Annotated in this window: 13 protein-coding genes and 1 pseudogene; 5 read left to right on the top strand and 9 right to left on the bottom strand. The window is 73.0% G+C overall.

The genetic code is table 11. The features are described 5' to 3' along the window. Window positions 1-152: 152 nt before the first annotated feature. Window positions 153-1,469, top strand: coding sequence for a family 43 glycosylhydrolase (locus AB0883_RS00955; protein WP_366638404.1), 1,317 nt, complete (start codon window positions 153-155; stop codon window positions 1,467-1,469). Between the two features lie 70 nt (window positions 1,470-1,539). Here AB0883_RS00955 and AB0883_RS00950 read toward each other — a convergent pair whose 3' ends face one another. After that, on the bottom strand, window positions 1,540-2,136 hold the full coding sequence (locus tag AB0883_RS00950; RefSeq protein WP_366638402.1) for a GNAT family N-acetyltransferase: 597 nt from the start codon (window positions 2,134-2,136) through the stop codon (window positions 1,540-1,542). A gap of 51 nt (window positions 2,137-2,187) precedes the next feature. On the opposite strand from AB0883_RS00950, the gene AB0883_RS00945 reads away from it, so the two are divergent. After that, window positions 2,188-3,063 carry a YhjD/YihY/BrkB family envelope integrity protein gene (locus AB0883_RS00945; RefSeq protein WP_366638400.1) on the top strand — a complete coding sequence of 292 codons (876 nt, stop codon included), beginning with the start codon at window positions 2,188-2,190 and terminating at the stop codon, window positions 3,061-3,063. Here the strand turns inward: AB0883_RS00945 and AB0883_RS00940 are convergent. After that, a complete protein-coding gene (locus AB0883_RS00940; RefSeq protein ID WP_366638398.1) occupies window positions 2,967-5,165 on the bottom strand; it encodes an MMPL family transporter in 2,199 nt (732 codons plus the stop codon). The two genes, AB0883_RS00945 and AB0883_RS00940, sit on opposite strands and share 97 nt — an antisense overlap. 103 nt (window positions 5,166-5,268) lie before the next feature. Between AB0883_RS00940 and AB0883_RS00935 the strand changes: the two genes are divergently transcribed. Continuing rightward, window positions 5,269-5,997 (top strand): TetR/AcrR family transcriptional regulator, encoded by a 729-nt coding sequence (locus AB0883_RS00935; protein ID WP_366638396.1) that lies wholly within the window; start codon window positions 5,269-5,271, stop codon window positions 5,995-5,997. Window positions 5,998-6,147: 150 nt separating this feature from the next. Further along, on the top strand, window positions 6,148-7,743 hold the full coding sequence (locus AB0883_RS00930) for an NAD(P)/FAD-dependent oxidoreductase (protein ID WP_366638394.1): 1,596 nt from the start codon (window positions 6,148-6,150) through the stop codon (window positions 7,741-7,743). Window positions 7,744-7,788: 45 nt separating this feature from the next. On the opposite strand, the pseudogene AB0883_RS00925 reads toward AB0883_RS00930, so the two are convergent. Next, window positions 7,789-7,896 (bottom strand): annotated as a pseudogene (locus tag AB0883_RS00925) (DUF1211 domain-containing protein); the annotation flags it as partial. A gap of 178 nt (window positions 7,897-8,074) precedes the next feature. Then, window positions 8,075-9,667 carry a Rieske 2Fe-2S domain-containing protein gene (locus AB0883_RS00920; protein ID WP_366638392.1) on the bottom strand — a complete coding sequence of 531 codons (1,593 nt, stop codon included), beginning with the start codon at window positions 9,665-9,667 and terminating at the stop codon, window positions 8,075-8,077. A 272-nt stretch (window positions 9,668-9,939) separates the two neighbouring features. Between AB0883_RS00920 and AB0883_RS00915 the strand changes: the two genes are divergently transcribed. Continuing rightward, window positions 9,940-10,161, top strand: a complete 222-nt coding sequence (locus AB0883_RS00915) for a DUF2631 domain-containing protein (RefSeq protein ID WP_121396083.1) — start codon at window positions 9,940-9,942, stop codon at window positions 10,159-10,161. 100 nt (window positions 10,162-10,261) lie between these two features. Here AB0883_RS00915 and AB0883_RS00910 read toward each other — a convergent pair whose 3' ends face one another. The 5 genes from AB0883_RS00910 to pyrH all read right to left on the bottom strand — a co-directional run bounded on the left by AB0883_RS00910 (window position 10,262) and on the right by pyrH (window position 15,872). Next, window positions 10,262-11,692: a DivIVA domain-containing protein gene (locus AB0883_RS00910; RefSeq protein WP_366638390.1), complete on the bottom strand. Its 1,431-nt coding sequence runs from the start codon at window positions 11,690-11,692 to the stop codon at window positions 10,262-10,264. 31 nt (window positions 11,693-11,723) lie between these two features. After that, window positions 11,724-12,875: a 23S rRNA (adenine(2503)-C(2))-methyltransferase RlmN gene (rlmN, locus tag AB0883_RS00905; protein ID WP_366638388.1), complete on the bottom strand. Its 1,152-nt coding sequence runs from the start codon at window positions 12,873-12,875 to the stop codon at window positions 11,724-11,726. A 104-nt stretch (window positions 12,876-12,979) separates the two neighbouring features. After that, window positions 12,980-14,176, bottom strand: coding sequence for a phosphatidate cytidylyltransferase (locus tag AB0883_RS00900; protein WP_121396086.1), 1,197 nt, complete (start codon window positions 14,174-14,176; stop codon window positions 12,980-12,982). Between the two features lie 294 nt (window positions 14,177-14,470). After that, entirely contained in the window at window positions 14,471-15,028 is a 558-nt protein-coding gene (gene frr, locus AB0883_RS00895) for a ribosome recycling factor (RefSeq protein WP_089001534.1), read from the bottom strand. Window positions 15,029-15,104: 76 nt separating this feature from the next. Continuing rightward, window positions 15,105-15,872 (bottom strand): UMP kinase, encoded by a 768-nt coding sequence (pyrH, locus tag AB0883_RS00890; protein ID WP_091096741.1) that lies wholly within the window; start codon window positions 15,870-15,872, stop codon window positions 15,105-15,107. Window positions 15,873-15,880: the final 8 nt, after the last annotated feature.

Raw genomic sequence — 15,880 nt, 5'->3', positions numbered from 1 at the left:
CGATTCGCGTCAGTGATCAGTGGAGAGTTCGGCCGGGTGTCGCGCAGGGGCGTCCGACACCCCCAGTCCGCATCCCATGATCGGGCGCGCCTCAGAGTCGGCCCCCGCGAAGGAAACTTTCCACGCATCGATGACTGTGGTTGACTTTCGTCATGCGGAGAGCTCTCGTCTGGCTGGCGGCCGTGCTGGTCGCCGCCCCACTGCTCGTCAGCCCGGGGGTGGCCCAGGCTGCCACCACGACACCGTCGCTGGTCATCGCCAGCGACTTCCCGGACCCCGACGTCGTCAAGTTCGGCAGCACCTACTACGCGTACTCGACGAACAACGGCCACGGCAACGTCCCGGTCGCCACGGCCACCTCGCTGACCGGAGCGTGGACCAGGCGGCCCGACGCGATGCCGACCCTCGGCGCCTGGGCCAACGGGGGCCTGACCTGGGCGCCCGACGTGTCCCAGCGGGCCGACGGGCGTTACCTGCTCTACTACACCGCCCGCAGCCGGGCCACCGGCCGGCAGTGCCTGGGCGCCGCGCTGGCCACGTCGCCGCTCGGCCCGTTCACCTCCGTCGGCACCCAGCCGCTGGTCTGCAACGCCGGCGAGGGCGGCGACATCGACGCGGCGAGCTTCACCGACAGCACCGGCCTGCGTTACCTGCTCTACAAGGACGACGGCAACGCCATCGGCCAACCGACGAGCCTCTGGCTGCAACAGGTCGCGGCCGACGGGGTGACCCTCCAGGGCGCCCGGGTCGAGCTGCTGCGCAGCGGTCGCGCCGAGGAGGGCGGCATCATCGAGGCGCCGGTGCTGACCAAGGTCGGCGCCCAGTACGTGCTCTTCTACTCCCTCGGCGGCTACGGCGGCGACGGCTACCAGACCAGCTACGCCACGTCGGCCTCGCTGACCGGCCCCTACACCAAGGCGTACCGCTCGCTGATGACCACGGCGTCGCTCGACTCGGCCGTGCGGGGGCCCGGCGGCGCGGACGTGGTGCGCGAGGCGGGCGGCGACCACATCGTGTTCCACGGCTGGATCAACAACTACTCCGCCCGGGGCATGTACGTGGCGGCGCTGGGCTGGGCCGGCGGGAACCCCGTGGTGCGGGGCAGTCGCGTGCGGTACGAGGCCGAGCGCGGCACGCTCAACCGCTGCGCGGCACGCACCGCCGCGAACACGTCACAGGGACAGGTCGTGGCGTACATCGACCACGCGGACAGCTGGGTCGAGGTGACCGTCTTCGCGCCCCGGGCCGGCGGCTACCGCGCCCACGTCGCCTACGCCGCCGGCTACGGCGACGCCCAGCACACGCTGACGGTCAACGGAGCGAACCCGAAGGTCGTCACCTACCCCAACACGGGCTGGGACGTCTGGCGCCAGGTGGGCGTCGACGTCACGCTCAACGCCGGCTTCAACACCCTCCGGTTCACCCACCTGAGCCGCTGGGCGGAACTCGACTTCGTCGAGGTGGCGTAGCCGCCCCGTCCGGCCCCAGCCGGAGGCGCGTGGAGATCTTGGTGGGAAAGTGTCCTCCCGGGGCCGGTTCCTACCAAGATCTCCACGCGGAGCGGACAGCCGGGGCCGGACGGGTCGTCGGGCGGGTCAGGAGAGAGCGCGCAGCACGAAGGTCTCCAGGGACTCGCCGCCGTACCAGTCCGAGCGGCGGCCCACATGGGTCATGCCGGCGGGCCACCGCCATCGACGCCTCGTTGCCGGGCGCCACGACGGCGTACACCTCCCGCGTGCCGGCGGCCAGTTCCCGCGCCGCCGCCGCCCCGCCCGCCTCGGTGGCGTACCCGTGGCCCCACGAGTCGGGGTGCAGGTGCCAGCCCACCTCGATGTCCTCGGTCAGCGTGCCCTCGTCCCGGCCGGGCAGCGGCTGGAGCAGCACCGAGCCGACCACCACGCCGGTGTCGCGGACCTCGATCGCCCAGATGCCGTACCGGCCGCCGTGCCCCGCGTGCCGCTCCCGCCAGATCGCGAGCCGGTCGACGGCCTGCGCCGGGTCCGTCAGGGGCAGGCCGGGCGCGCCCAGCCAGCGGGCGACCTCGGGCCGGGAGTAGATGTCGAAGAGCCGGGCCAGGTCGGCCGGGTCCTCGGTCCACTCCCGCAGTACCAGACGCTGGGTGGTGAGAACGGTCATGGCCCGTGATCATAATGACTGACGCGGGACGGTACGGGGAAAGAAGCCGCGATGGGCGGCGGATGGCAACGGGCGAAGCGGATCACCAGTGCGGCGTTCCGCCCGCTACGGGGGCGGGACCTGTCCCTGCACGCCGCCGCCATCACCTTCTACGGGGCGATCGCCGTGGTGCCGGTGGCCCTGCTGGCGATCTGGCTGACCTCGCTGCTGGCGGGAGCCGAACGGGTGCGCCGGCTCACCTCGTACGCCGTGGACACGCTGCCGGACGCGATCGGCGCGCCCCACGCGGTGCAGGCGCTGGTCGGGGCCGGGGTGGGGCTGACCCCGCTGCTGGCCCTGGCGTCGCTGCTGCCGGCGTCGCTCTACGGCGAGGGGCTGCGCCGCGCCTTCGTCTCGGTCGCCGTGCCGCGCAGCGAGGAGTCGCTGGTCGGCTGGCGGGGCCGGTTGCTGCTGCTGCCGCTGCTGGCGCCGGCCCCGGCCCTGCTGCTGTCGATCCTGCTCGCGCTGCCCACGACGACCGGGCTGGTCCGGCAGGGCGGCTGGACCGGCGCGCTGGGGGTGGTGCTGTCGTTCCTGGCGGTCTGGCTGGTGCTCACCCCGGTGCTGCTCTGGGTGTTCCGGGTGGTCGGCCCGGCGTCGCCGGACTGGCTCTCCGCGCTGGGCGTCGGGTCGTTCACCGCCGCCAACCTCTCCGGCTTCCTGCACGGCTTCGTGCTCTTCGCCTCGCTCCCGATCGACCTGGGGGTGCCGTTCGGGGGCTTCGACGAGATCGGCGCGGGGGTGGCGGTCCTGCTCTGGCTCTACCTCTTCCACGTGATCGTGCTGGCCGGCTACTCCGCCACCCTCGCGCTGTCCCGGTGGCGCGGCGCCCGCTCCGGGGCCGCCGGCCCGGGCTCGTCGGACTCCTTGATGCCGAAGCGGCGGTAGACCCGGGCCAGCGGGCCGGGGGCCCACCAGTTCCAGCGGCCGAGCAGCCGCATCGTGGCCGGCACCAGCAGCGCCCGGACCAGCGTCGCGTCCACCACGATCGCCACGATCATGCCGATGCCGATGAGCTTGATGTACGCCATCTCGCCGGTCGCGAAGCCGGCCACCACGATGATCAGCAGCAGCGCGGCGGCGGTGATGATCCGCCCGGTGCGCTGGAGCGCGACGGCCACCGACGCGGTGTTGTCGCCCGTGCGGTCCCACTCCTCGCGCACCCGGGAGAGCAGGAACACCTCGTAGTCGGTCGCCAGCCCGAAGAGCACGGCGAGCATGAGGATCGGGTTGCTCGGCTCGATGAACCCGGTCGGCGTGAAGCCGAGCAGGTCGGCGAAGTGCCCGTCCTGGAAGATCCAGACCACGACGCCGAACGACGCGCCGATCGACACCAGGTTCATCAGCACCGCCTTGACCGGCAGCACCACCGAACCGAAGGCGAGGAAGAGCAGGACCAGGATCGCGGCGGCCATCAGCAGGGCCATCCAGGGCAGCCGCTCGGCGAGACCGTCGATCAGGTCGAGGTCGACGCCGGGCCGGCCGCCGACGAGCACCTCGGCGTCGGCCGGCGGCGGCAGGTCGCGCAGCGCCCGGACCACGTCGTGCGCCGCGTCGCCCGTCGGCTCGCCCGGATAGGTGACCGTCAGCAGCGTGGACGCGCCCCGGTTGGCCGCCACCTGCACCCCGGTCACGCCCGGCACGGCGGCCACCCGGTCGGCGAAGGGCTGCACCTGCTCGGGGGACGCCCCGGAGACCAGCACGTCGATCGGCGCGATCGTGCCGCCGGGGAACTCGGCGGCGATCCGCTCGGAGACCACCCGGGGCTCGGCCGTGGCGGGCAGCACCCGGTCGTCGAACCCGCCGAACTCCATCCGCAGGATCGGCGTGGCCAGCAGCAGGAGCAGCACGGTCACCCCGACCAGGTAGCGCACCGGGCGGCGCATCACGCTGTGCGCGATCCGGGCCCAGGCGCCGCCCGTCGCACCGTTCGCCGGCCGCGCACCGCGCGACCCACGCCGCCACGGCAGCGGTACGCGCAGCGCGTCGATCCGGTGGCCGAGCACCGCGAGCAGGGCCGGCAGCACGGTCAACGCCGCCAGCATGGCGACCAGCACGGCGGCCATCCCGCCGAGCGCCATCGAGCGCAGGAACGCCTGCGGGAAGATCAGCAGGCTGGCCATGGCGGTCGCGATGGTGAGCCCGGAGACGAGCACCGTCCGCCCGGCCGTGGCCATGGTCCGCCGGATCGCGGCCGGGGTGTCGTGGCCGGCGGCCAACTCCTCGCGGAACCGGCTGACCACGAAGAGGGCGTAGTCGACCGCCATGCCCAGGCCGATCAGGGTGATGACGTTGATCGCGAAGACCGACACGTCGGTGACCATGTTGACCAGCCGGACGGCGACGAACGCGCCGAGGATGGCGAGCCCACCGATCAGCAGGGGCGTGGAGGCGGCCACCAGCCCACCGAAGATCAGCACGAGCAGCACCAGGAGCACCGGCATGGAGAGCAGCTCCGCGCGGGTGATGTCCTTGGTGGTCTGGGTGTTCGACTCCTGAAGGGCCGCCGTGGCGCCGCCGACCTCGGTCCGTACGCCGGGCGCGTCGAGCGCCGGCCGCAGCTCCTCGTACGCGGCGGCCTTGTCGTCCTTGTCGGCGGCCCGGAGCTGGACCAGGGCGTAGGTGGCCCGGCGGTCGGTGGAGAGCAGCACGGGGGCCTGGGTGTCGTACCAGGTGGTGACGCTGGTGATCTCCGGACGCTCGCGCAGCCGGGCGACGGTGGCCGCGACCGGGTCACGGAAGGCGGGCTGGTCGACGGTCGAGGCGTCGCTGGACCAGAGCACGACGAGGTCGGCCCCCTGCGGCCCCAGCTCCCGGGTGATCCGCTCGGCGGCCCGGCTGGACTCGCTGGCCGGGTCGTCGAAGCCGCCGCCGGTCAGCTGCCCGAAGACCCCGACCCCCCAGGTGGAACCGACCGCGACCAGCACCAGGGCGGCGGCCAGCACCGACCAGCGCAGCCGCACGACCATGTGTCCCCACCAGGCGAACATTCGCCTCCCCCTCCGACGACGGCTACGCTGTGACCATCGCTTATTTGAGTGAACGCCGTTAACTATCGCAACGGCGGTCGTTTCGGTCAAGGGAGTCAGCCGGATGGGCGCACCGAGCCGACGGGAACGCCTGCGCTCGGCGACGGTCGCCGAGATCAAGGACGGGGCTCGGCGGCTGCTGGTGACGGGCGGGGTCGACGCCGTGTCGCTGCGGGCCATCGCCCGCGACATGGGCATGACCGCGCCGGCCATCTACCGGTACTTCCCCAGCCTGGAGGCGCTCGTCGCGGCGCTGGCCGGCGACCTCTACGACGAGCTGCGGCTGCGGCTGGAGGCGGCCCGGGACGACGCCGGAGCCGAGCCGGTCGACCAACTGCTGGCCATGTCCCGGACCTTCCGCGGCTGGTCCGTGGCGCACCCCGCCGAGTTCGGGCTGATCTTCGGCGCCCCGACCCCCGGGCGCAACGCGCCCGTCGACGACGGCGCCGGCCCGGACCATCCCGGCGCCCGCCTCGGCGCGGTCTTCGTCCGACCGATCCTCGACCTCTGGCGCCGTTCCCCCTTCCGCACCCCGCCGCCCGAGTTGCTCCGGCGGCACCTGGGCGGGCGGCGGCTGGAGCCGCTGCGGCTCAGCCACGGCGAGGTGCCCGTCGAGGTCGCGTACCTCTTCCTCTCCGGCTGGACCCGGCTCTACGGGCTGGTGGCCATGGAGGTCTTCCACCAGTTCGACTGGGCGGTCACCGACGCCGAGGCGCTCTTCGAGCTGGAGCTGGAGACGTTCACCGCCCAGCTGCTGGCCGACCCGCCCACGGGCGACGACGCGCCCTCCTGAGCCAGCGGGACGGGATACCGCCCTCTGCCCGGGTCCGCTCCCGGCGCCCCCGGGGCACCGGGCCCGCCGGCAACGGGCTCCCGACGACGGGAGGCCGACAGGCGACGAAGGGCTGACCGGCGGCGGCTGCGGGCAGTAGGCTCCCCCGGCATGGGTGACGAGCTGCCGCCCCGGGCCGACGTGGTGATCGTCGGCGCCGGGCACAACGGTCTGGTGTCCGCGATCCTGCTCGCCCGCGCCGGGCTGGACGTGCTGGTGCTGGAGGCGGCGGACGTGATCGGCGGGGCCACCCGCACCGAGGCGCCGTTCCGCAAGGTGCCGGGGCTGCGCCACTCCACCGGGTCGTACCTGCTCGGGCTGATGCCACCGGAGCTGCTCGCCACGCTGGACGTACGCATCCCCGTGCTGCGCCGCGACCCGCACTACTTCCTGCCCACCCCCGGCGGCCCGGGCTCGCCGTACCTGCTCTTCGGCAGCGACACGGCGGCCACCCGGGCGCAGCTCGCGGAGTTTTTCTCCCCCGCCGACGTGGCCGCCGACGACGCCCTCCAGGCCGAGCTGGCCGCCCTGCGCGACGACCTCGCCCCCGCCTGGCTGGCCGAGCCGCTGCCCGTCGAGGAGACCGCCGAGCGGCACGTCCGGCCGGCGCTGCGGCAGGTCTTCGTCGACCTGGTCCGCGGCTCGGTCGCCGACCACCTGGCCCGCTTCGACTTCCGCTCCGAGCTGCTGGTCAGCATGTACGCGGTCACCGACGGCCTCTCCGGGCTGAACGCCGGCCCCGACGACCCCGGCACCGGGCACAACTTCCTCGTCCACAACATGTGCCGGCTGCCCGGCTCCGACGGCACGTGGATGATCACCGAGGGCGGGATGGGCACCGTGTCGGGCGTCTTCGCCGACGCCGCCCGGGCCGCCGGCGCGACGATTCTGACCGGCACGCCGGTCAGCGCGATCACCCTGGACGGCGGCGCGGCCGGCGGGGTGGTCCTCGCCGACGGGCGGGAGGTCGCGGCCCGGGTGGTGCTCGGCGCCTGCGACCCGTACCGGCTGATGGACCTGCTGCCCGACGGCGCGCTCCCGGCGCCGCTGACCGACCGGATGGCAGCGGTCCGCCGCCCCGGCACCACGCTCAAGCTCAACCTGGCGCTGACCGGCCTGCCCCGCTTCTCGTGCCTGCCCGGCGACGCGCCGAGCCCGTTCGGCTCGACGATCCACCTGCTGCCCGGCTCGGACTCGCTGACCGGCTCCGGCGGCGAGCCGCCGATGGCGGCGCTGCGCGCCATGTGGGCGGACGTGCAGGCGGGGCGGCTGCCCGACGAGCCGACCATCGAGTGGTACCTGCACACCACCGTGGACCCGTCGCTGTCGGACGGGCGGGGGCACCACTCGTCCGCGCTCTTCGTGCAGTCGGTGCCGTACGAGCTGGCCGGCACCACCTGGGACGAGGCGCTGCCCGGCTACGTGGACCGCCTGATCGGGATCTGCGAGCGGTACGCCCCCGGCACCGGCGACCTGATCGCCGACGCGGTGCCCCTGCCGCCGCCCGGCATCGAGGCACACTTCGGGATCACCGGCGGGCACATCCACCACGTCGACAACACGGTCTCGTTCACCGACCGGATGCCGTACGCCACGGGGGTCGACGGCGTCTACGCCGGCAGTGCCGGCTGCCACCCGGCGGGCAGCGTCATCGGCGCCGCCGGCCACAACGCCGCCCGCCGCATCCTCACCGACCTCGGCCGCTGACCGCCACATGTTGTGGTGGCCGATCCAGATCTGGCCGGCGATGCCGAAGGTGATCACATACGCCAGGTAGGACGGCCAGGCGTGGGCGAGAGCGTCGGGAAGCTCCCTCCCACCGGCCCTGGCCGGGCCGTTCTGGAGCAGTTCGACGGCCATCACCGTCAGCACGACCGCGAAGACGCCGTCGCTGAACGTCTCCACCCGGGAGGCGTCCCGGGCCATCTCCCGGCCACGTCGGTACCGGTATCCGCTCTTGCCCACTCCCTCGGCCACGCCGCCCCCTCTTCGACCTGATGGTCACCCGGCGGGGGCGGCGGGCGCGGGGAAATCGCCGTTAGCTGGCCGCCTCGCCCACCGGGGCGGGGGTCTGCTGCTCGCCGGCCCGGTGCGCCCGGACCTTGTGGCCGACGCTGGTCAGGCAGCGGCCGCTGGGCAGGTCGAACTTCCAGCCGTGCAGCTGGCAGGTGAGCTGGTCGCCGTCGACGATGCCAAACCGGGTCAGGTCGGCCTTCAGGTGCGGGCAGCGCCGCTGCACCACCCAGTCGCCGAGGGTGATGTCCTCGGCGTCGCTGGTCCGCTCGTGCTCGTCGTACCAGCCCTCGGCGTACTGGAGGCGCTCCGTGGAGAGGCACTTGAAGAAGGCGTAGACGAACTCGTTGTACTGGCCGATCCGGGCCGCCGAGAAGCGGCAGGAGAGGAAGAGGGAGTTGACCCAGTCAACCTCGCCGATGTGCAGCAGGTGCTCGATCAGCGCCCGCTCGGTACGGAACCGGTAGCGGACCTTCTCGTCGGCGTACGGCCGGACCTGCTTGCCGGGGAAGTCCACCACGATCGACTCAATCGTCTCGCCGCCCGAGTCGTCGGTGCCCACCAGGTCGAAGCGGACCGGGCCGCCGACCCCCTTGGCCAGGTAGATCGACTCCTCCAGCAGGGGCTCGACGCGGCGCTGCATCTCCTTGAGCACGTCCACCTCGGGGTGCCGCCAGGACGCCTTCTCGGCCTCGATGACGGGCCGCTTGCGCTCGCGCATCTCCTCCAGGTGGGCGACCTTGTTGGCGAAGAACTCCTCCACCGGCACCGGGTGGCTGGTCTCGCAGCTCTCCGTGGTGACCTCGGCGACGCTGCCCGGGAGCAGCACGACGCCGTTGGTGCCGCCGACCTTGGCGTACTCGCTCAGGAAGACCGACTGGTCGGGGAAGATGTTGCCCTCGTCGCCGTGGATGTCGTTGAACTGCCACAGCTCGTCGTCGAGGAAGCAGGGCGGCCCGGCGATCGGGAAGACGTGGTCGGCCTTCAGGTCGTCGATGTAGCGCCAGGTGCGGTCGAACTGCCGGTCCCGCTTCTGCTTGCCGAACGCCGTCTTCGCCGCCTGCGGCAGCTCGTAGACCATCGGGTACCAGATCGCGCCGGAGAACTGGAGCATGTGCGCGTGCACGTGGCCCAGCTCGGCGAAGACGCTCAGGTCGGTCGGGCGGGCGTCGTTCTGGTTGAGCAGCCGGACCCCGTCGTACTCCACCCACAGCGAGGAGTCGCCGATCGGGCCGTCGGTCGGGCTGGTCAGCGCCTGGATCATGATCTTCAGGCCGCCGTCCAGCTCCACGACCTGCTCGTTCGGCGCCTTCAGGAACTTGGTGAAGCCCAGCTCCCGCAGCTCGTCCTCCATCTCGGAGGTGGGGAACGCGGGCAGCAGCACGGTGGCCGACTTCGACACGAAGCGCTTCAGGTGCGCCGCGTCGAAGTGGTCCCGGTGCAGGTGGGAGACGTAGAGGTAGTCGACGTCGCCGAGCGCCTCCCAGTCGAGCAGGGAGTTGTCCGGAAAGGGGAACCACGAGGCGAAATAGGCCGGATTGACCCACGGGTCGCACAGGATGCTGCCCGCGGCCGTGTCGATCCGCATGCTGGCGTGCCCCGTACCGGTCACTCGCACCGCAGTTCCCCCTCAAAACGACAAACAAGGTGTACGCCAGAAACGCTACCGGAGGGAGTCTGGCGACCTACCCGCGACGCCGGTAGTGCCGATGCGCCCGGGTGGAGCCGGGCCCATGGTCCCGACCTGCCAGCCCTCGTACGTCCTCCGGGCCGATGCCCGCCTCGCCCGGTCGGATCGTGCGGTCCGCCCCATCGGTCGGACCCAGCGCCGGGCCCGGCACGGGGCGTGCCAGACTAACCGGAGATCCGATCGCGAGGGAAGGACCGACAGTGGCAGGAAGCGAGCCGGTAACGTCGCCAGACCAGCACAAGCCCGGGCACCGCAAGTCCGGGCGGATCGGCGCGGTGGTCTCCGCGCTGGCCCTGCTGGCGATGCTCTGCGGCAACCACGAGGGCAGGGTCGAGAACATCTGGCTGATCGGCCTGGCCGTGCTGCTGCTGCTCATCGTCATCGGCGACACCGTGCTGCGGCGCAACGGGCTGCGGTCCTGACCGCACCCGCGTCAGCCGGCGTCGCACCGGTCCGCGCGCCGGAGGCCACACGCACGAGGGCCCGCCCCCGACCGGGGAGCGGGCCCTCGCCGTACGCGGATCAGTGGCCGAACAGGATGTCCTGCACGTCCTTGAGCGCGGCGTCGACCTCGGCCTCGAAGTAGCCGCCGGGCACCAGCCCGAAGCGCAGCGTGTCCAGTTCCTTCGGGTTCACCGGCATCGGGTTGCGCCCCTGCATGCCGCCCAGCAGCGTGTCGAAGAACCGGTCGACCTGGTCGGGGTCGTACCCGCTGCCGAACCGGCGCACCTGGAAGCTGCGCCGGATCTGGTCGACGCGGTAGAGGTCGCTGCCGGGCGGGCCGGCCATCGGCGGGCCCGCCACCGGCGGCGGGCCACCGACGGGTGGGCCACCAACGGGTGGGCCACCGACCGGTGGGCCGGCGTGCGGTGGGCCGGCGTGCGGCGGGCCAGCGTGCGGTGGGCCGCCGAAGCCCGGCTGCGGAGGGGGCCCGGCCGGGCCCCGGCCCCGCAGTTCACGCAGGTCCCGCTCGGGCATCCGGATCTCGGCGGTCATGTCGGCGCGAGCACGCCGGCCGGCCTCGAACCCGTCGAAACGCGGCTCGTCGCCGTAGCCACCGGGGCCGTCGCCGTAGCCGCCGCCCGGACCGTCGCCGTAGTTACCCGGGCCGTCGCCGTAGCCGCCGCCCGGACCGTCGGCGTACTTGCCCGGGCCGTCGCCGTAGCCGCCGCCCGGACCGTCGGCGTACTTGCCCGGGCCGTCGCCGTAGCCACCGCCCGGACCGTCGGCGTACTTGCCCGGACCGTCGGCGTAGCCGCCGGGGCGGTCGCCGTAGTTGCCGGGGCCGTCACCGTAGTTGCCGGGGCCGTCGCCGTAGCCGCTGGGGCCGGCGGGTAGGCCGCGCGGCGGCGGGGCGCCGTGGCCCATCGGGGCGCCCGGTCCCATCGGGCCGGGGCCGCCGGGACCGCCGGGACCGCGCGGCGGCTCGTAGCCGCCCCGGGGGGCGTCGTAACCACCGGCGAAGGCGCCGGTGGGCTCGTCGTAACGGCCGTAGCGGTCGCCGGGCGGACCGGCCTGCGCCGGCATCGGCCGGGGCGGCATCGGCTGCGGGACCGGCGACATGCCGCGGTCGTCGCGCACCGGCGGGCCCATCCGGTCCGGGGGACCCATGCGGTCGGGCGGACCCATGCGGTCGGGCGGGCCGAGGCGGTCCGGCGGGCCCAGGCGATCGGCGTCACGGGGGTCGCCGCCGCGGCCGCCGGCGCCACCGCGCTCCTCCAGCTCGGCCAGCTGCCGCTCGACCCGGTCGAGGTGCAGGTCGACCTGCCACTCGTCGTAGCCGTTGAAGCGGACCCGGAAGACGACGTCGTGGACCTCCTGGGAGGCGACGGGGGCACCCACCGGCCGGCCGTCGAGCGTCGCCTCGACCCGGTCCAGGAAGGCGTCGACCTCATCGACCTTGTATCCCCGGCGGAGCGCCTTACGCCGGAAACGCTGACCCTGACTCGCCACTATGTCTCCTGGTCTCGTTCGCTACGCCCGGTCACGCCTTCTCCCCGGCCCGGTCGGTGTCGGTGTCCATGTCCTCGGCGGCGGCGAGCTGCCCGCACGCTCCGTCAATCTCGCGACCCCGGGTGTCCCGCACGGTCGTCGACACCCCGGCCTCGCGCAACCGCCGGACGAACTCCCGCTCGACCGGCTTGGGGCTGGCGTCCCAACGGCTGCCCGGAGTCGGGTTGAGGGGGATGAGGTTCACGTGGGTCAGCTTCCCGGCCAACAGCCGCCCGAGCAGATCGGCTCTCCACGGCTGGTCGTTCACGTCTCTGATCATCGCGTACTCGATCGACACCCGACGCCCCGTGCGGGCCGCGTAGTCCCACGCCGCGTCCAGCACCTCGGACACCTTCCAGCGCTGGTTGACCGGCACGAGTTCGTCGCGCAGCTCATCATCGGGGGCGTGCAGCGACAACGCAAGGGTCACCGAGAGGTCTTCGCTGGCCAGTCGACGGATGGCCGGGACCAGGCCGACCGTGGAGACCGTGATGTGACGCTGCGACAGCCCGAGCCCCTCGGGCGCCGGGGCGACCAGCCGACGGATCGCCGTGACCACCCGGGAGTAGTTGGCCAGCGGCTCGCCCATGCCCATGAAGACCACGTGCGACAGGCGCGGCGGAGAACCCGCCACCGCGCCGGAGGCGGCCACCCCGGCCAGGTAGACCGCCTGGTCGACGATCTCGGCGGTGGAGAGGTTGCGGGTCAGTCCCGCCTGGCCCGTGGCGCAGAACGGGCAGGCCATGCCGCAGCCGGCCTGGCTGGAGATGCAGACGGTGACGCGGTCCGGGTAACCCATCAGCACGCTCTCCACCAGCGAGCCGTCGTGCAGCCGCCAGAGCGCCTTGCGGGTCGCGCCGTCGTCGCAGGCCAGCTCGCGGACCGGGGTGAGCAGCCGGGGCAGGAGCTGGTCGGCGAGCTTCTCCCGGGTGGCCGCCGGCAGGTCGGTCATCTGCCCCGGATCACGCACCAGCCGACCGAAGTAGTGGGTGGAGACCTGCTTGGCGCGGAACGCCGGCTCCCCCAGCTCGGTGACCAGGGCCCGGCGGCCGGCGAGGTCGAGATCGGCGAGGTGACGGGGAGGCATCGCGGGCCGCCGCCCGGGGGCGTCGGGGTCTGCGGGGATCAGGGGCAAGCTCGTCATGGCGCGTCCAGTCTGTCACGCCGGACGGCCGACACACCCGTCCGGAGGTGCCGAATCGCCCCCCGCCGCCCGGGCGGGACCACTGACGACAGGTGATTCACGCCTCACTCCAGCACCGGGACGAAGACCGCCAGGAGCAGGTACGCGGTCGGCAGCGCGAAGAGGATCGAGTCCAACCGGTCCATCAGGCCGCCGTGCCCCGGGAGCAGGTTGCTCATGTCCTTCACCCCGAGGTCCCGCTTGATCATGGACTCGGCGAGGTCACCGAGGACGGCGGCGCCGGAGACCGCCAGCCCGAAGAGCGCGCCCCACCACGGGGCCACGTCGAGGAGCAACCAGAGCAGCAGGGCGCTGCCCAGCGCCGCGGCGGTGACCGAGCCGGCGAAGCCCTCCCAGGACTTCTTCGGGCTCACCGAGGGGGCCATCGGATGCTTGCCGAAGCTGACGCCGGCGGCGTACCCGCCGGTGTCGGAGAGGACCACCGCGGCCAGCGTCACCAGCACCCGCAGGTCGCCGTCCTCGGGCACCGCCGCCAGCAGCGCGGCGAAGCCGCCGAGGAACGGCACGTACACCGCGATGAGGGTGGCGGCGGTCAGGTCACGCTGGAAGCCGCCCGGCCCGTCGCCGAGCCGCCAGACCATGGTGCCCAGCACCGTCACCAGGAGGCCGAGGCTGAGCGCGTCGGGACCGGAGAACCAGGCCAGCCCGACGGTGAGCACCCCGCCGGCGATCAGCGGCACCAGCGGCGGATGCGCGCCGCTGCGGCGTACCGCCCGGGCCATCTCCCACATGCCGACGGCGACCGCCGCGGCCACCACCACCAGGAAGGCGGTCCGGTAGAAGAACAGCGGCACCACGATCAGGGCGCCGAGGCCCACGCCGACGGCGATGGCCGCCGGCAGGTTGCGCCCGGCCCGGCTCGGGACGGGCTGCTGGGTCGGGGGCCGGTCGGCACCGGCCCGGCGCCGACCGCGCTGCCGGCGGCCCGGGGGCCGCGCGGGCTCCGGCTCCGGCTCGACGTCCCGGACCGGTTCGAGCTGGGTGGTCGGGTACTCGGAGTCGTCGGGATGGTCGCGGTGGCCGTTCATCGCCGCCGGGTCACCGGCCGCCGCCACGTCGGCCTGCGGGCGGGAGCGGGCCGGCGCCTCGGCGTACGCGTCAGGAAGCACGGCGGGCCGGCGGTGCCACTGGCCCGGATCGATCTCGGGCTCCGGCCAGGGGAGGGCGGGTGCCGGTGCGGGGGCTTCGGGGCGGTCCCAGCCGCGGGGCTCGGCGCTGCCGTGGGGATCGAGGTGGGACATCACGCACCGAGCGGGACCGGTACGAGATCCACCAGATGACGCACAACCACAACCATTCCCCTACCCGCGCGACTGTTCCGTCCGGTCGACCCGCCCGACGGCCGGCCGATCCCCAGCGTTCACCGCAGGGTGGCCGGGAATCCTGCCGAGCCTACTGCACCCACCGATGCCTCACGTCGGACCGGCCCCGTGCCGGCCCTCCTACGACGGTGGCACCGGGCCCGCCGCCCCGGATCGGACGGTGGAGCGCCGGTGCCACGATGCCGTCGTCGCCGGTGGGTGCCGGCGTACGGCTCACACCTCGAGAAGCTCGTTCTCCTTGTGCTTGACCAGGTCGTCGACGGCGGCGACGAAGCGCTGGGTCAGGTCGTCGAGTTCCTTCTCGGCGCGGCGGCCGTCGTCCTCGCCGACCTCGCCGTCCTTGACGAGCCGGTCCAGCTCTTCCTTGCCCTTGCGGCGGATGTTGCGGATGGCCACCTTGGCCTCCTCACCCTTGTGCCGGGCGACCTTGATCATCTCTCGGCGGCGCTCCTCGGTCATCTGCGGGAGCAGGATGCGGAGCTGGTTGCCCTCGTTGTTCGGGTTGGCGCCGAGGTCGGAGTCGCGGATCGCCTTCTCCATGGCGTTGATCTGCGAGTTGTCGTACGGCTTGATGATGACCATGCGCGGCTCGGGAACCCCGATGGACGCCATCTGGGGCAGCGGCGTGGGGCTGCCGTAGTAGTCAATGATGATCTTGGAGAACATGGCGGCGTTGGCGCGACCGGTGCGGATCGCGCCGAACTCCTCCTTGGCGTGCTCGATCGCACGCTCCATCTTCTCCTCGGCCTCGAGGAGGGTGTCGTCGATCACCGGTCTCCTCGCCTCCTTCTGTGCTCGTCGTGGGCTTGTCGTGTCGGAGGGACCGCTGAGGTCGGGGTCAGACCGCTCAGGCGGTGATCAGGGTGCCGATCTTGTCGCCACCCACGGCCCGGATGATGGTGTCGTCGCCCTGCGCGCCGAAGACCAGCATCGGCAGGCCGTTCTCCATGCACAGGCTGAACGCGGCGGCGTCGGCGACCCGCAGGTTACGCCGCAGCACCTCGGAGAAGGTGATCGAGTCGAACTTGCTGGCGGTCGGGTCGACCCGCGGGTCGGCGGTGTAGACGCCGTCCACGCCGTTCTTGCTCATCAGCACCACGTCGGCGCGGATCTCCAGGGCCCGCTGGGCGGCCACGGTGTCGGTGGAGAAGTAGGGCATCCCGGCGCCCGCGCCGAAGATCACCACGCGGCCCTTCTCCAGGTGCCGGATGGCGCGCAGCGGGATGTAGGGCTCGGCGACCTGGGCCATCGTGATCGCGCTCTGCACGCGCGTCTCGATGCCCTCCTTCTCCAGGAAGTCCTGCAACGCGAGGCAGTTCATCACGGTGCCGAGCATGCCCATGTAGTCGGCCCGGGCCCGGTCCATGCCGCGCTTCTGCAACTCCGCGCCCCGGAAGAAGTTGCCGCCGCCGACCACCACCGAGACCTGCACGCCGCGGCGGACCACGGTGGCGATCTGCCGGGCGATGGCCTGCACGACGTCCGGGTCCACCCCGATCGCGCCCCCGCCGAACACCTCACCGGAGAGCTTCAGCACCACCCGGCGGGCCCGACCGGGGGGTGGCGCCGTCGGATCGTCCGCCGCCAGACTCCGGTCACTCACAACCTGCGTCATCCGCCCCG

This window comes from Micromonospora sp. NPDC047812 (assembly GCF_040704175.1).
Classification (GTDB): Bacteria; Actinomycetota; Actinomycetes; order Mycobacteriales; family Micromonosporaceae; genus Micromonospora.
Note: the sequence above shows the minus strand (reverse complement) of the source record. Positions and strands in the feature narration are given on the sequence as shown.

Bases quoted from the DNA above. Each gene is read 5' to 3' on its own strand.
- AB0883_RS00955 (WP_366638404.1), top strand. From the start codon at position 153: ATGCGGAGAGCTCTCGTCTGGCTGGCGGCCGTGCTGGTCGCCGCCCCA.
- rlmN (WP_366638388.1), bottom strand. From the start codon at position 12,875: ATGACGAGCTTGCCCCTGATCCCCGCAGACCCCGACGCCCCCGGGCGG.
- AB0883_RS00930 (WP_366638394.1), top strand. From the start codon at position 6,148: ATGGGTGACGAGCTGCCGCCCCGGGCCGACGTGGTGATCGTCGGCGCC.
- AB0883_RS00940 (WP_366638398.1), bottom strand. From the start codon at position 5,165: ATGTTCGCCTGGTGGGGACACATGGTCGTGCGGCTGCGCTGGTCGGTG.
- AB0883_RS00935 (WP_366638396.1), top strand. From the start codon at position 5,269: ATGGGCGCACCGAGCCGACGGGAACGCCTGCGCTCGGCGACGGTCGCC.
- AB0883_RS00950 (WP_366638402.1), bottom strand. From the start codon at position 2,136: ATGACCGTTCTCACCACCCAGCGTCTGGTACTGCGGGAGTGGACCGAG.
- AB0883_RS00945 (WP_366638400.1), top strand. From the start codon at position 2,188: ATGGGCGGCGGATGGCAACGGGCGAAGCGGATCACCAGTGCGGCGTTC.
- AB0883_RS00900 (WP_121396086.1), bottom strand. From the start codon at position 14,176: ATGTCCCACCTCGATCCCCACGGCAGCGCCGAGCCCCGCGGCTGGGAC.
- pyrH (WP_091096741.1), bottom strand. From the start codon at position 15,872: ATGACGCAGGTTGTGAGTGACCGGAGTCTGGCGGCGGACGATCCGACG.